Below are 14,410 nucleotides of genomic sequence, written 5' to 3' on the forward strand. Positions count from 1 at the left end.
GTTATCCGAACAACTTTGGGAAAGTTTCGGTATGCGCTTTACGAAGTTCAACCAGTGAAATCTTTGCATCGTTGATAACGAGTGAATCTCCCCCAGATGTTCCAATCTTTGTCAGCGCAATCTTCTGTGAAGCTGCTTCACTTGTAAGTGCAGCTGCTTGTGCTGGATCAATGGCAACCACAACACGTCCTGGGGTTTCGCTTAATAGTGAAAGCCCTACGTTCTCGAGTTGCACAGTTGCACCTGTGTTGTAACGCAGAACCATTTCGGTCAGAGTTGCAGCAAGACCGCCCTGACTTAAATCGTGTGCTGCGCTAAAGATCTTCTTTGTGCGACCTGCAACAAGAAGATCAATCAATCGCATTTCACGTTGAAGATCTGAAGATGGTGCAATACCGCCACGTTGGTTGTGCATGTATGCCCATTCGCTACCCGCAAGATCGTTTTCAGTTTCACCTAATAGGTAGAGATCAAGACCTGCGCGATCAAATGACATGGGAGTCCGTGTGCGAACATCGTCGATTACTCCAAGAACACCAATGACTGGAGTTGGAAGAATCGCAACAGCGCCTGTCTGGTTGTAGAACGAAACGTTTCCGCCTGTTACAGGAAGACCCATCTCGAGACAGCCATCAGCAAGGCCACGCACTGACTCTGCGAACTGCCACATAACGCCTGGATCTTCTGGAGAGCCGAAGTTAAGACAGTTAGTGACAGCTAGTGGCTTTGCGCCAGCGGTCGCAATATTGCGAGCAGCTTCAGCAAGTGCCAACTTCGCGCCTTCGTAAGGGTTGAGATATGACCAGTTGGCATTGGCATCTGTGGCTACTGCAACTCCGAGATGCGTCTCCTCATCAATGCGCACCATTCCAGAGTCATCTGGCTGCGATTGAATTGAATTGCCCTGAACATAACGATCGTATTGATCAGTAACCCAAGACTTATCTGCAAGGTTTGGTGTTGCCGCAAGTTTTAGAACCGTTGCCTTGATTTCATCTGCAGTTGTTGGAAGTGGAACGTTGATAACTTCCTTTGCAACTGCATCGATATAGGCAGGTTGTGCAAGTGGTCGGTTATAGACCGGACCATCGTGGGCCACAGTGCGAGGTGGAACATCTACGATAAGTTCGCCGTTCCAGGTAATTTCAAGATGATTGCCATCTGTGACTTCACCGATGACCGTGACAGTGACATCCCACTTCTCGCAAATTTCGAGAAAGCGAGCAATCTTGCTTGGTTCGACAATTGCGCACATGCGCTCTTGTGATTCTGACATCAAGATTTCTTCTGGTGATAGTGAAGGATCGCGCAGCGGAACCTTGTCGAGCTGAACCTTCATGCCACCTGAGCCACCTGAAGCAAGTTCTGATGTTGCACAAGAAAGTCCTGCGCCGCCAAGATCTTGAATACCGACAACTAAATCTTCAGCGAAGATTTCGAGTGAACATTCGATAAGAACTTTCTCAACGAATGGATCGCCAACTTGAACAGCAGGACGCTTTGCAGGTCCCTTTGATTCAAAAGTTTCAGAGGCAAGGACTGATACTCCGCCGATTCCATCTCCGCCGGTCTTTGCACCGTAGAGAACGACAAGGTTGCCAGCTCCGGCAGCTTTGGCAAGCTTGATATCGCTATGTTTCATAACGCCTACGCAAAGGGCATTAACCAAAGGGTTTCCGAGGTAGGTCTCATCGAAGACAACTTCGCCACCGATATTTGGCAAGCCAAGACAGTTCCCGTATCCGCCAACTCCAGCAACGATGCCAGGTAGTACGCGACGAGTATCGGCCGCATCCGCTGGACCAAAGCGAAGTGGATCCATTACTGCGATTGGACGTGCACCCATCGTCAAGATGTCACGAACGATTCCACCAACGCCAGTTGCAGCGCCTTGGTATGGCTCGATAAATGATGGGTGGTTGTGAGATTCGATTTTAAAAGTGACTGCGTAACCCTGACCAACATCGACAACACCTGCGTTCTCGCCGATACCGACAAGAAGGGCATCGGTCTTAACAGCCTTGTCACCAAATTGCTTGAGGTGAACTTTGGAAGATTTATATGAGCAGTGCTCAGACCACATCACTGAATACATAGCGAGTTCAGATGAAGTTGGACGGCGACCAAGAATTTCCTTGATGCGCGCGTATTCGTCAGGCTTTAATCCAAGCTCAGCGAATGGTTGTGATAAATCTGGATTTGCTTGTGCCGTTGCAACGGTATCGAGTGACATTACTTCACACCTCCAGAAACAAAACTTTTCAGAACAGAGGTAAAGAATCCAAGACCATCTGCTGACGGACCAGCAAGTGAATCGATGGCATGTTCAGGGTGAGGCATTAAGCCAACAATATTTCCGCGTTCATTGGTAATTCCTGCAATCAAGTTACGTGATCCATTCGGATTTTCTCCAACATAGCGCGCAATAATGCGACCTTCGCCTTCAAGCGCTGCAAGGGTTTCGTCATCGCACATATATGCGCCTTCACCATTCTTCAATGGAATGAGAACCTCTTGCCCTTGAGTAAATGAAGATGTCCACGCAGTATTTGTATTTTCGATTGTGAGCTTCTGATCACGGCATAAGAAGTGAAGTTCGTGGTTACGAGTAAGCGCACCTGGTATCAGGTGAGCTTCGGCAAGGACCTGAAAGCCGTTACAGATACCTAGTAGAGGCATCCCGCCCTGGGCTGCCTTAATGATTGGCTCCATCACTGGAGAGAAGCGAGAGATTGCTCCACAGCGAAGATAATCACCGTAAGAGAAGCCGCCAGGGAGGATGACTGCATCTACACCGTGAAGATCTGCATCGTTATGCCACAAAGCTACTGATTCGCCACCGGCATGGCGAACAGCGCGGGCTGCATCTCGATCATCGAGAGTGCCTGGAAAAGTTACAACACCAATTTTCATTGTTATTACTTCTCCACTCGAACTGTGAAGTTTTCAATAACAGGGTTTGAGAGCAGCTTCTCAGCAGCCTTTTCGACATCAGCAAGCTGTGCCGGAGTTGGCTCGCCATCGACTTCAATTTCAAATCGCTTTCCTTGGCGAACATCTTTGGCAAAGTTAAATCCAAGACGAGGAAGAGCTGCAGCAACTGCCTTTCCTTGTGGGTCAAGAATTTCGGGCTTTAACATCACATCAACCACGATCTTTGCCATTTTTATCTCCCTAGTTGTTATTTTGAAATCTATTAAAACTTGCTACCGGTAATACGTTCAAAAGCTTCTTCATATCGCGCCGCAGTTTTTTCTACGATCTCTGCGGGCAATTCTGGAGGTGTGGATTCTTTATCCCATCCACTTGATGTCAACCAATCACGGACAAATTGCTTATCAAATGATGGTTGCGATTTTCCTGGAGCCCATCCTTCGGCCTCCCAGAAACGTGAAGAGTCAGGAGTCAGGGCTTCATCACCTAAAGTGATTTCTCCAGCCATATTGATTCCGAATTCAAATTTTGTATCTGCCAAGATAATTCCGCGGCTGCGAGCAAAATCAGCTGCTGTGTCGTAGAGCTTGATAGTTAAGTCGCGCAGTTCTGCTGCTTGATCTGCCCCAACAATCTTGGCAGCGCTTTCAAAATCGATATTGATGTCGTGGTCGCCGATTTCAGCCTTGGTCGCTGGGGTAAAGATGCTTGTTGGAAGCGCTGAACCATCTAATAACCCTGCTGGGAGTGGGTTTCCGCAGACTGCCTGGTTACCTTTATATTCAGCAAGTCCGCTGCCAGTCAGATACCCGCGAGCCACACATTCGATGGCAAACATTTCAAGTGGTTGAACAATGACTGCACGATCCGCAACAGATGCAGGAACATCTTCACTAATGATGTGGTTGGGGACGATATCTGCCAAGAGTTCAAACCAGAACAGTGAAAGCTGAGTAAGGATCGCGCCCTTATTCGGAATTGTTGTCGGCAATACCCAATCGAATGCAGAGATGCGATCAGATGCAACTAAGAGAATTTCACCGGATTCATTTGTATAGAGATCGCGGACTTTTCCTGTGCGAAGGTGCTTCCAACCTTCGATGACTGGTGCTGGCGGTGCGCCAGCTGCGCCGAAGCCGCTCACCGGATACTGGCGGGTTTGTACTGCGCTGCGGCAGGGTGCGCGGAAGTAATCGCGTCGATGCGACTTACAACTCGAGCTACTTGTTGGCGTGCATCGCCAGTAAATTCAATGGGGTTACCAATCAGCGCATCAAGTTCTGCGCGCTTAAATGGAATGCGGTCATCGCCTGCAATTGCATCAAGGAAATTATTAGGCTTGCCTTCGCGCATACCAAGAGCTGCAGCAACTGCATGTTCTTTAATCGCTTCATGTGCGACTTCGCGACCGACGCCAGCTTTAACCGATGCCATCAAAATCTTTGTTGTTGCTAAGAATGGAAGGTAGCGCTCGAGCTCTGCAGAGATCACTGCAGGGAAAGCGCCGAACTCGTTGAGAACTGTAAGCATTGTTTCGAGTAATCCATCCATGGCATAGAACGCATCAGGAAGTGCAACGCGACGAACAACGCTGCATGAGACATCGCCCTCGTTCCATTGATTGCCAGCAAGTTCGGAGACCATTGAGGCATAGCCGCGCAAAATAACGGTGAGGCCATTTACTCGTTCACATGAACGGGTATTCATCTTGTGTGGCATCGCCGATGAACCAACTTGGCCTGCCTTAAAGCCTTCTGTAACAAGCTCTGCGCCCGCCATCAAGCGGATTGATGTGGCAAGAGAAGATGGTGAAGTCGCCAGCTGAACAAGAGTTGTGAGTACTTCGTAATCAAGTGAACGGGGATAAACCTGGCCAGTTGAATCGAGAACGCGATAAAAGCCGAGTTCCTTAGCAATCGCAGATTCGAGTGACTGGTGCGCTTCAGTGGAACCGAGTAAATCAATTGAATCTTGCGCTGTTCCGACAGGACCCTTGATTCCGCGCATTGGATAGCGGCTCTGAAGAGATGCAAGACGCTCGTAGGCGTAAAGGAGTTCTTCGGCAGCGGATGCAAAACGCTTTCCGAGTGTGGTGATCTGTGCGGGCACATTATGTGAACGACCAGCGATTGGTTGATCTGAATACTGTGCTGCCTTTGCACCAAGGGCGGCAAGGAGTGCAACTGTCTTATCGTGAACAATCGCCAGACCCTCGCGCACTTGAAGCGCTTCAATATTTTCGGTTAGGTCGCGGCTAGTCATTCCGGCATGGATAGCTTCATGCCCGGCAAGTGCGTTGAACTCTTCGATACGTGCTTTCACATCATGGCGAGTAACTTTCTCGCGTGCATCGATAGAAGCTAAATCAACTTTTGTTAAAACCTTTTCGTAATCGGCAATAACTGCATCCGAGATCGAGTGTCCTAGCTTTGATTGTGCGCGGGCAACTGCAAGCCACAGCTTACGTTCGGCGATGATCTTCTGTTCTGGCGCAAAGACTTGGCGCATCTCTTTCGATGCATAACGATCTGCTAATACGCTCACTGGTGCATTCTCCCCCATTTAATTGCCCTTCTCAGCGACCGACGCATTGAGCGCGATATCCGAGCGGTAGAACGATCCCTCTAGTTCAATCTGTGAGATTGCGCGATATGCGCGGTCGCGCGCTTCAGTTAGATCAGCGCCGGTTCCGGTAACGGTGAGGACTCGTCCGCCTGTTGAAAGTAGCGCGCCGCTGCTATCGCTTGTGCCTGCATGAAATACCTGTGATTTATCAATGGCGGGAATAGATGAAATAGCTGCCCCAGTCTTTGGCGATTCTGGATAACCCTGAGCTGCGAGAACGACAGTGACGGCGCTTTCATCGCGCCAGTGAAGAACTGCGTCATCCAAATTATCTGTTGCAGCGTTATAGAGAAGAGTTGCAAGCGGGGTTATAAGTCGTGGAATCAGAACTTGAGTCTCTGGATCACCAAAGCGCGCGTTAAATTCAATGACGCGGATTCCATCATCAGTGAGTGCAAGACCTGCATAGAGAAGTCCAACAAATGGAGTTCCACGTGCTGCCATCTCGGCAATCATTGGAGCTAAGACTTTTTCATACGTCTCTTCGACGATGTCATCCGGTGCCCATGGAAGTGGCGAGTAGGCACCCATTCCACCAGTGTTTGGACCTTCATCGCCATCGTATGCGCGTTTAAAATCTTGAGCTGGTTGCATCGGCAAGATATTGCGGCCATCTGAGATTCCGAAGAGTGAAATTTCTGGACCTGCAAGATATTCCTCGATAACAACTCGTGAACATGCAAGAGCGTGATCAAGTGCTACCTGGCGGTCGTTTGTAACGACAACGCCTTTGCCTGCAGCTAAGCCGTCATCTTTTACAACATATGGGGCGCCGAAAGTATCGAGCGCCTTTTCAATTTCAGATTGTTCGGTGCAAGTGAAGCTGCGTGCTGTTGGAACGCCTGCGTCGCGCATAACGCCCTTTGCAAAATCTTTTGAACCTTCGAGTTGTGCGGCTGCCTTTGATGGACCAAAGACAGCAAAACCTGCTTCGCGCAGTACATCAGATACTCCATTAACCAAAGGCACTTCAGGACCTACGACAACAAGATTGACTGCTAATTGCTGTGCGAGTTTAAGGATTGCTTCGTTATCTGTAATTGCAACAGGGTGAAGAGTTGCAAGGGATGCAATACCTGGATTTCCCGGAGCTGCATGAAGTTCAGTACAACTTTTATCTGCTCTTAGTCCTAGTGCGAGTGCGTGCTCACGACCGCCGCTACCGACTAGGAGGATTTTCATGGCTTAGATGAAATCCTTGACGACAATTGTCTGGGTACGCCCGGGCCCGACTCCGATGGCGCTCATTGGGGCGCCTGAAATCTTCTCGAGGAAGGTGATGTAATCCTGGGCGTTCTTAGGAAGATCGCTGATCTTCGTAGCTCCTGAAATATCTTCTTTCCAACCTGGGAGATATTCGTAGATTGGCTTTGCATGGTGGAAATCTGATTGTGAAGCTGGAAGTTCTTCAACGCGCTTTCCGTCAATCTCGTATGCAACACATACTGGAATCTGTTCCCAGCCAGTGAGTACATCGAGCTTTGTTAGGAAGAAATCTGTAAGTCCGTTAACGCGAACTGCGTAACGAGCGATAGGTGCGTCATACCAACCGCAACGACGAGCGCGACCAGTTGTTACGCCGACTTCGCCACCGATGGTGCGAAGTTTTTCGCCATCTTCATCGAAGAGTTCTGTTGGGAATGGGCCAGAACCAACGCGTGTTGTGTAGGCCTTAACGATTCCGATGACGCGATCAATCTTGGTTGGTCCGATTCCGGAACCAGTACATGCACCGCCCGCAGTTGGGTTTGATGATGTAACGAATGGATAAGTACCGTGATCGACATCGAGAAGAGTTCCTTGTGAACCTTCGAGAAGTACGCGCTTTCCAGCCTTCAAAGCGTTATCGAGCAGAAGCACTGTATCTGCAACGTATGGACGCAAGATTTCGGCATAGCGTAGGTATTCCTCGAGAACATCTTCTACTTCAATATCTTTACGGTTGAAGACCTTGATAAGAACTTGGTTCTTATCGCGAAGTGCGCCTTCGATCTTCTGGCGCAAGATTGATGGATCAAAGAGATCTTGTACGCGAATACCGATGCGGTTGATCTTGTCTGCGTACGCTGGTCCGATACCGCGACCAGTTGTACCGATCTTTGACTTACCAAGGAAGCGCTCTGAAACTTTATCGATGGTGCGGTGATACGGAGTAATCAAGTGCGCATTAGTTGAGATAACCAACTTGCTGCAATCGATACCGCGTTCTGTGAGTCCCTTAATTTCTTCCAGCAATACACCTGGATCGATAACAACACCATTAGCAATTACTGGGACAACGTTAGGAGAAAGAATTCCGGATGGAAGTAAGTGAAGTGCGTACTTCTGATCTCCGATAACAACTGTGTGGCCCGCGTTATTGCCGCCTTGATAGCGAACAACATAATCAACGCGATCACCGAGCAAATCGGTAGCTTTACCCTTGCCTTCGTCGCCCCACTGAGCGCCAAGAAGTACTAATGCAGGCATGGATAAAGCCTCTCCGACTCGTCGTTAATTACTTAAGAAGTGATGTGCCAGTTGAACGAAGATCTTCGCAAGCAACGCCAACACGTGCAGCGATTCCTGCTTCAGCAGCTTTACCCCACGCACGTGGATCGTAAGCCTTCTTATTACCAACTTCGCCGTCGATCTTAAGAACGCCGTCGTAGTTCTTGAAGATGTGATCAACGACTGGACGTGTAAACGCGTACTGAGTATCTGTATCGATATTCATCTTGATTACGCCGTAATCAAGTGATTCGCGGATTTCAGTAAGAAGTGAGCCTGAGCCACCGTGGAATACGAGATCCATTGGCTTGCTTCCTGCTGGAAGACCGAGCTTTGCAGCTACTGCATCCTGAAGTGTCTTAAGAATCTTTGGCTGAAGAACAACGTTTCCTGGCTTGTAAACACCGTGAACGTTTCCGAATGTTGCTGCCACCATGTAGCGAGCATTTGCATCATGTCCAAGAGTTTCGATTGTAAGAAGTGCATCTTCAGGTGTTGAGTAAAGCTTTGCATCATGCTTTGCCTCGATGCCATCTTCTTCTCCACCGACAACGCCGATTTCGATTTCAAGAACAGTGCGAGCTGCAACTGACTTATCAAGAAGTTCGCGAGCAACCTTCATATTCTCTGGCATATCAACAGCTGATCCATCCCACATATGTGAGTTGAACAGAGGCTGCTTGCCTTCCTTAACGCGCTGCGCTCCGATTTCGAGAAGTGGACGCATGAAACCGTCGAGCTTCTCCTTTGGGCAGTGATCAGTGTGAATACCGATGTTGACGTTGTAATTCTTTGCAACAACGTGTGCGAATTCTGCGAGCGCTACTGCGCCATCGACCATGTGCTTAACAGTTGAGCCTGATGCGTATTCAGCTCCACCCCAAGAAAATTGGATGATTCCATCTGATTCTGCTTCAGCGAATCCACGGATCGCACCAATAATGGTCTGCGATGATGAAACGTTGATTGCTGGGTATGCGAATGCTCCGGCCTTAGCGCGGTCCAACATTGCTGCATAAACTTCAGGGGTTGCTATTGGCATTGTGACTCCCAAATCAGTGACTAGAACTGGTGTAAACGCTCTTGACGCACCATTGGGTCTAAGTGAGGCTTACGCCTAATCCAACCACCTACCCCCGCGTATGAAAAATCGGCACACTCAATACGCGAGGGCGCAGCCCTTTTTGGCCGCTGGGCTGGCCTACGGGTGGAGGTACTTCTGCAGGAAGGCTACGAAGCCTGCGAGTAGGGCTGGGTTGCTCAAGACCTTGAGCAAGATCGTCAAGAATGCTGCGATTGTCATCTTTCTCCTTTCATATTTTCCTATTTCAAGGCGCGAAGTATCTGCAGAAATCGAAATGAACAAATGAACAAAATCAATCACTGTTGATAAATCAGAGCGGGCGGTAATCTCACCTACATGACTTCTGACTCAATTGAGAATCTCTCCACAGAGAACCGCACCTTTGCGCCAACTCCAGAATTTTCTGCACAAGCAAATGCACAAGCAGGCCTCTACGGTGAAGCAGATAACGATCGTTTAGCTTTCTGGGACCAGCAAGCAGAAGCGCTGATCTGGGAGAAGAAGTGGGATAAGACCCTCGAGTGGGAATCTCCATATGCAAAGTGGTTTGTCGGCGGAAAACTCAATGCAACAGTTTCAGCGCTCGATCGCCACGTTGCTGAAGGTCATGGCGGAAGAATAGCTTTTCACTTCGAAGGTGAACCTGGAGATACGCGCACAATTTCTTATGCACAACTTCTTACCGATGTCAGCAAGGCGGCTAATGCTCTGACTTCGATTGGGATTAACGCCGGCGATCGCGTTGCAATTTATATGCCGCTTATTCCTGAAGCAGTTGTCGCAATGCTTGCCTGTGCCCGTATCGGTGCAATTCACTCTGTTGTATTTGGTGGATTCTCTGCAGACGCACTTCTTTCACGCATTCAAGATGCAGATGCGAAATTGGTAATCACTGCAGATGGTGGCTTTAGAAAGGGCGCTGCCTTTGCGCTCAAGCCTGCAGTCGATGAAGCGCTCAAGGGCGAAACAAACGTTGCGCAAGTACTTGTTGTGAAGCGCACCGGTCAAGAGACAGCATGGGTCGAAGGTCGCGATTTATGGTGGCACGATGTTGTTGATCCACAGCACTCAACACATACCCCTGAATACTTCGATAGCGAGCACCCGCTCTTTATCTTGTACACATCGGGTACAACGGCGAAACCAAAGGGAATTTTCCACACAACTGCTGGTTATTTAACTCAGGTCGCTTACACACATAAAGTCGTCTTCGATATCAAACCAAAGACAGATGTTTACTGGTGTACTGCAGATGTTGGCTGGATTACTGGACACTCATACATGGTTTATGGCCCGCTTATTAACGGTGCAACTCAAGTTATCTACGAAGGCACACCTGATACTCCGCATAAGGGACGCATGTTCGAGATCATCGAAAAGTATGGCGTCACAATTTTGTATACAGCTCCAACACTGATTCGCACATGGATGAAGTGGGGAGATGAATTTCCAAATCAATTTAATCTCTCATCACTTCGCTTACTTGGATCTGTTGGAGAACCAATCAACCCTGAAGCGTGGATCTGGTATCGCCACGTTATTGGTGGAGGCAATTGCCCAATCGTTGATACATGGTGGCAGACAGAGACTGGCGCGATCATGATTTCACCGCTGCCCGGTGTCACTGCTACAAAGCCAGGATCTGCGATGAAACCAATTCCTGGAATCAGTGCAAAGGTCGTCGACGATAAAGGCGTTCCTGTTCCAAATGGACATGGTGGATTCCTTATTCTTGATCAACCTTGGCCATCAATGCTTCGCGGCGTATGGGGCGAAGATGAACGATACAAAGAGACTTACTGGTCACGCTTTCCTGGAATTTACTTCGCAGGAGATGGCGCAAAGCTCGATGAAGACGGCGCAATCTGGTTGATGGGTCGCGTTGATGATGTCATGAACGTTTCTGGTCACCGCATCTCAACAACCGAAGTTGAATCCGCGCTTGTTTCACATGAAGCAGTCGCAGAAGCTGCTGTAGTTGGTGCAGCTGATCCACTTACTGGTCAAGGAATTGTTGCTTTCGTGATTCTGCGCGGAGGCGTTGAACATGCAGATGGCGATGTTCTTATTAAAGAGCTTCGCAATCACGTGGCTAAAGAGATTGGCGCAATCGCAAAGCCTCGCCAAATAATGGTTGTAAACGAGCTACCTAAGACCCGAAGCGGCAAGATCATGCGCAGATTGTTAAAGGATGTTGCCGAAAACCGCGCGGTTGGAGATGCAACTACTTTGGCAGATCCGAATGTGATGAAGCTGATTTCAGAAGGTTTGAAATCTTCTAAAGACGAGGATTAGAGAGCGCCTTTTCCACTTCGCGGCGAATATCTGCGATAACTCCGGGTGCATGTTTATTCACCTGGAGGTAGAACTCGCTTTCAGAGACCGAATTCTGTCCTGCGCTCCATGGCGCCCACAACAGAATTGTTCCGATCACGTAGAAGAGAAGAATGTACTTTCCAACTTCGAGTACTGCGCCTAATGCGGAATCGATTAGACGTAGGGGTCCGCGAATCAAGGTGAGCTTCAAAGTTTTCGCTAGTTGGGTGCCAACCCAAGCTGCTGCATATGCACCAAAAATAATTGCCACGATGAGCCAGCCGCTCTGGTCATATTTCACAACGAAGTACATCGCAGCAACTCCGCCAGCGATAAAGAAGGCAGTACGAAGAATCGTTGTCAGAAGCCCGTTCTTATATCCATTGAAAAGTGCTCCAACAAAGATCAGCGCGACAATTACATCAAAGATCATTTCACTCCCAGATACTTGATTATGGCCATTTCGATTTCCTCAAGAGATTTAAATGGACCGAACTTCTTATAGGCAACTCTGCCCGAAGAATCGATAAACCAAGTAACAGGCACGCCCATGCCAAAAGTTTCACGGGTGGATCCATCTGCGTCATAGAGAATCGGCCAAGTTATTCCATGTGTTTCTACAAACTTCTTAACTACAGCAGGGCTCTTCTCTTCTACGGCAATACCAATCACCTTCGCGCCCTTTGGGTGTTGAGCTAAGTAATGTGCAAGATGTGGAAGTTCCTGGCGGCAAGGCTTGCACCACGTTCCCCACACATTGACTATCGCTGGCCCGCGAATTGCACTGACTGCAGCCCCTTCGCCCCCACCAAGACATTCAAGTGGCGCATCAGTACTTGGGCTCACCCGAATTGATTCGCATGAAACAACTTCGCCTTTCACCGGAATTGGTTCGGTGAGCGAACAACCCGTAAGAGTGGCGACCGCAAGGAAAGTCGCTAAGAATTTCTTCATCGGAAATCCTTATCTGTCTTCACAAGCAGCTTGGCTTTCTCTTTATCCATCTCACCAATTCCTACCGATGGACAAATCTTTGCGAGAGGACAAGCGCCACATGCAGGTTTACGTGAATGACAGATGCGACGGCCATGCCAAATCATTCGCTGCGAGAGATTGGTCCACTCTTTCTGCGGAATGAGTTCTCCGACTTCGTGTTCAACTTTCACAGGATCCATTGATGTGGACCATTCGAACCGGCGAGAGAGTCTCCCGAAGTGCGTATCGACTGTAATTCCTGGAATATCAAAGGCATGTCCTAAAACTACATTTGCAGTTTTACGGCCAACTCCGGGCAAAGTAATTAACTCTTCAAGAGTTGCAGGAACATGGCCATCAAATTCTTCAACTAACTTAATTCCGATACCTTTGAGGTGGCGTGCTTTCACATGATGGAAACCAGCTGAGAAAATAAATTCTTCAATCTCCGCAAGGGGCGCCTTCGCATAATCCTTTGGCTTCTTATACTTCTTAAAGAGCGCAGGCGTAATGGCGTTAACTCTCTTATCTGTGCACTGCGCTGAAAGCACAACTGCGACGAGAAGCTCGAGAGGATTCTTAAAATCTAGCTCGCAGCGGATATCGGGGTAGGTCTTGGTCAAAATTCGATAGATGGCCCTTGCTTCTCTTCGAGTTTCGCTATCGACGGCCATGCGAGTAAACTACCGACGTGCCTCAAGAAGATGAAGTCGTAAGACGCGCCCCTCTCTTTACCGCCCTTGACGATGCTCAAGCGGCGTCTCTGCGCACCTCAATGGATTCAGTAAAGATCAGCAAGGGCGGAATTCTCTTCAAAGAAGGCGATGAAGGCGAGCACGTCTACGTAATCCTCGAAGGAAAGCTCAAGCTTGGAACTTCTAGCGGTGATGGACGCGAAAACCTTCTCTCAATTCTTGGACCTGGTGAAATGTTCGGCGAACTTTCACTCTTTGATCCAGGCCCACGTACTTCAACTGCAACAGCAGTCACCGATGCAAAGCTTCTATCTCTTAGCCACGAGAAGTTAATTCCTTGGCTTAAGGGAAATCCAGAAGTTTCACTTCACCTTTTGGCTCGTCTTGCTCAGCGCCTACGTCGCACAAATGAAGCAGTGGGCGATCTCGTATTTTCAGATGTTCCTGGCCGCGTTGCTAAGGCGCTTATGGATCTTGGAACTCGCTTCGGCAAGAAGACTGATGACGGTCTCTTTGTTCACCACGACCTTACGCAAGAAGAGCTTGCTCAGCTTGTTGGCGCATCACGCGAAACAGTAAATAAAGCTCTCGCTGATTTTGCTGGTCGCGGATGGCTCAAGCTCGATGGTCGCGCTGTATTAATTACAGATATCGAGCGCCTCGAAAAAAGAGGTAAGTAGTTACTTAACTTCCACCGTTAACTCGACCTCGACAGGTGAGTTAAGAGGAAGTTCAGCAACACCAAGTGCACTTCGTGCAGCAACTCCAGCGTCTCCCCAGATATGCATAAAGAGCTCTGATGCTCCATTTGCAACTGCTGGCTGAGAGATAAATCCTGGTGCACCGTTTACATAACAGACGATGCGAACAACCTTGACGATTGAATCTACTGGAGCAACGAGTTCAACTGCAGAGAGTGCGTTAAGCGCACAGATCTTTGCGAGTTCGTAAGCCTCTTCAACTGTTACATCTGCGCCGACTTTTCCAGTCTTTGCGATTGCGCCATCAACCATAGGAAGTTGGCCAGCAGTAAAGACAATATTGCCGGTACGAACCGCAGGAACATATGCAGCTAATGGCTTTGATGAAACTGGAAGTACGAGGCCCTTTTCAGCAAGCTTTGCGCGAACATCAGTCATTACTTAACCTCACGCTTCATATATGCAACGAGTTGTTCGCCGCCTGGTGCTGGAATAACAGTGACGAGTTCCCATCCATCTGAACCCCATGTATCAAGGATCTGCTTTGTTGCATGTGAGAGAAGTGGAACGGTTGCGTATTCAAACTTCAT

General features: G+C 48.7%; 15 protein-coding genes. 2 read left to right on the forward strand and 13 right to left on the reverse strand.

The genetic code is table 11. From position 1 onward, the window contains the following. Nucleotide 1 precedes the first annotated feature (1 nt). The 8 genes from purL to fbaA are packed head-to-tail and all read right to left on the reverse strand — an operon-like array spanning nt 2 to nt 9,091. Nucleotides 2-2,233 carry a phosphoribosylformylglycinamidine synthase subunit PurL gene (gene purL / locus AC8GFK_RS06535; protein ID WP_506625104.1) on the reverse strand — a complete coding sequence of 744 codons (2,232 nt, stop codon included), beginning with the start codon at nt 2,231-2,233 and terminating at the stop codon, nt 2-4. Next, nucleotides 2,233-2,913, reverse strand: a complete 681-nt coding sequence (gene purQ, locus AC8GFK_RS06540) for a phosphoribosylformylglycinamidine synthase subunit PurQ (RefSeq protein WP_506625105.1) — start codon at nt 2,911-2,913, stop codon at nt 2,233-2,235. The genes purL and purQ overlap by 1 nt, the downstream gene beginning before the upstream one ends. 5 nt (nt 2,914-2,918) lie before the next feature. Then, entirely contained in the window at nt 2,919-3,164 is a 246-nt protein-coding gene (purS, locus tag AC8GFK_RS06545) for a phosphoribosylformylglycinamidine synthase subunit PurS (protein ID WP_426870824.1), read from the reverse strand. 32 nt (nt 3,165-3,196) lie between these two features. After that, entirely contained in the window at nt 3,197-4,078 is an 882-nt protein-coding gene (locus AC8GFK_RS06550; RefSeq protein WP_506625106.1) for a phosphoribosylaminoimidazolesuccinocarboxamide synthase, read from the reverse strand. Beyond that, entirely contained in the window at nt 4,075-5,496 is a 1,422-nt protein-coding gene (purB, locus tag AC8GFK_RS06555) for an adenylosuccinate lyase (RefSeq protein ID WP_506625107.1), read from the reverse strand. The genes AC8GFK_RS06550 and purB overlap by 4 nt, the downstream gene beginning before the upstream one ends. Further along, on the reverse strand, nt 5,497-6,741 hold the full coding sequence (gene purD, locus AC8GFK_RS06560) for a phosphoribosylamine--glycine ligase (RefSeq protein ID WP_506625108.1): 1,245 nt from the start codon (nt 6,739-6,741) through the stop codon (nt 5,497-5,499). Nucleotides 6,742-6,744: 3 nt separating this feature from the next. Beyond that, complete coding sequence (locus AC8GFK_RS06565) at nt 6,745-8,028, reverse strand: adenylosuccinate synthase (protein WP_095674049.1); 1,284 nt, start codon at nt 8,026-8,028, stop codon at nt 6,745-6,747. Between the two features lie 28 nt (nt 8,029-8,056). Continuing rightward, on the reverse strand, nt 8,057-9,091 hold the full coding sequence (gene fbaA / locus AC8GFK_RS06570; protein WP_095674050.1) for a class II fructose-bisphosphate aldolase: 1,035 nt from the start codon (nt 9,089-9,091) through the stop codon (nt 8,057-8,059). A gap of 378 nt (nt 9,092-9,469) precedes the next feature. Between fbaA and acs the strand changes: the two genes are divergently transcribed. Beyond that, entirely contained in the window at nt 9,470-11,428 is a 1,959-nt protein-coding gene (acs, locus tag AC8GFK_RS06575) for an acetate--CoA ligase (protein ID WP_506625109.1), read from the forward strand. On the opposite strand, the gene AC8GFK_RS06580 is transcribed toward acs, so the two are convergent. The 3 genes from AC8GFK_RS06580 to nth are packed head-to-tail and all read right to left on the reverse strand — an operon-like array spanning nt 11,412 to nt 13,098. Continuing rightward, complete coding sequence (locus tag AC8GFK_RS06580) at nt 11,412-11,882, reverse strand: CvpA family protein (RefSeq protein WP_506625110.1); 471 nt, start codon at nt 11,880-11,882, stop codon at nt 11,412-11,414. The genes acs and AC8GFK_RS06580 overlap by 17 nt on opposite strands. Continuing rightward, nucleotides 11,879-12,403, reverse strand: coding sequence for a TlpA family protein disulfide reductase (locus tag AC8GFK_RS06585; protein WP_506625111.1), 525 nt, complete (start codon nt 12,401-12,403; stop codon nt 11,879-11,881). The genes AC8GFK_RS06580 and AC8GFK_RS06585 overlap by 4 nt, the downstream gene beginning before the upstream one ends. After that, complete coding sequence (gene nth / locus AC8GFK_RS06590) at nt 12,400-13,098, reverse strand: endonuclease III (RefSeq protein WP_506625112.1); 699 nt, start codon at nt 13,096-13,098, stop codon at nt 12,400-12,402. The genes AC8GFK_RS06585 and nth overlap by 4 nt, the downstream gene beginning before the upstream one ends. Before the next feature lie 17 nt (nt 13,099-13,115). On the opposite strand from nth, the gene AC8GFK_RS06595 reads away from it, so the two are divergent. Beyond that, nucleotides 13,116-13,799 carry a Crp/Fnr family transcriptional regulator gene (locus AC8GFK_RS06595; RefSeq protein WP_095674055.1) on the forward strand — a complete coding sequence of 228 codons (684 nt, stop codon included), beginning with the start codon at nt 13,116-13,118 and terminating at the stop codon, nt 13,797-13,799. Here AC8GFK_RS06595 and AC8GFK_RS06600 read toward each other — a convergent pair whose 3' ends face one another. Further along, nucleotides 13,800-14,258, reverse strand: coding sequence for a RidA family protein (locus tag AC8GFK_RS06600; protein ID WP_095674056.1), 459 nt, complete (start codon nt 14,256-14,258; stop codon nt 13,800-13,802). It lies immediately after the preceding gene. Then, nucleotides 14,258-14,410 carry a Sp36 family protein gene (gene sp36, locus AC8GFK_RS06605; RefSeq protein ID WP_017954825.1) on the reverse strand — a complete coding sequence of 51 codons (153 nt, stop codon included), beginning with the start codon at nt 14,408-14,410 and terminating at the stop codon, nt 14,258-14,260. The genes AC8GFK_RS06600 and sp36 overlap by 1 nt, the downstream gene beginning before the upstream one ends.

This window comes from Planktophila turicensis (SeqCode) (assembly GCF_965234405.1).
GTDB classification, from domain to species: domain Bacteria; phylum Actinomycetota; class Actinomycetes; order Nanopelagicales; family Nanopelagicaceae; genus Planktophila; species Planktophila turicensis.

Excerpts from the sequence above, each read along its gene's own strand:
- purQ (WP_506625105.1), bottom strand. The coding sequence starts at position 2,913 with ATGAAAATTGGTGTTGTAACTTTTCCAGGCACTCTCGATGATCGAGAT.
- purS (WP_426870824.1), bottom strand. The coding sequence starts at position 3,164 with ATGGCAAAGATCGTGGTTGATGTGATGTTAAAGCCCGAAATTCTTGAC.
- fbaA (WP_095674050.1), bottom strand. The coding sequence starts at position 9,091 with ATGCCAATAGCAACCCCTGAAGTTTATGCAGCAATGTTGGACCGCGCT.
- sp36 (WP_017954825.1), bottom strand. The coding sequence starts at position 14,410 with ATGAAGTTTGAATACGCAACCGTTCCACTTCTCTCACATGCAACAAAG.
- AC8GFK_RS06600 (WP_095674056.1), bottom strand. The coding sequence starts at position 14,258 with ATGACTGATGTTCGCGCAAAGCTTGCTGAAAAGGGCCTCGTACTTCCA.
- purB (WP_506625107.1), bottom strand. The coding sequence starts at position 5,496 with ATGGGGGAGAATGCACCAGTGAGCGTATTAGCAGATCGTTATGCATCG.
- AC8GFK_RS06580 (WP_506625110.1), bottom strand. The coding sequence starts at position 11,882 with ATGATCTTTGATGTAATTGTCGCGCTGATCTTTGTTGGAGCACTTTTC.
- AC8GFK_RS06565 (WP_095674049.1), bottom strand. The coding sequence starts at position 8,028 with ATGCCTGCATTAGTACTTCTTGGCGCTCAGTGGGGCGACGAAGGCAAG.
- purL (WP_506625104.1), bottom strand. The coding sequence starts at position 2,233 with ATGTCACTCGATACCGTTGCAACGGCACAAGCAAATCCAGATTTATCA.
- purD (WP_506625108.1), bottom strand. The coding sequence starts at position 6,741 with ATGAAAATCCTCCTAGTCGGTAGCGGCGGTCGTGAGCACGCACTCGCA.
- acs (WP_506625109.1), top strand. The coding sequence starts at position 9,470 with ATGACTTCTGACTCAATTGAGAATCTCTCCACAGAGAACCGCACCTTT.
- AC8GFK_RS06585 (WP_506625111.1), bottom strand. The coding sequence starts at position 12,403 with ATGAAGAAATTCTTAGCGACTTTCCTTGCGGTCGCCACTCTTACGGGT.
- nth (WP_506625112.1), bottom strand. The coding sequence starts at position 13,098 with ATGGCCGTCGATAGCGAAACTCGAAGAGAAGCAAGGGCCATCTATCGA.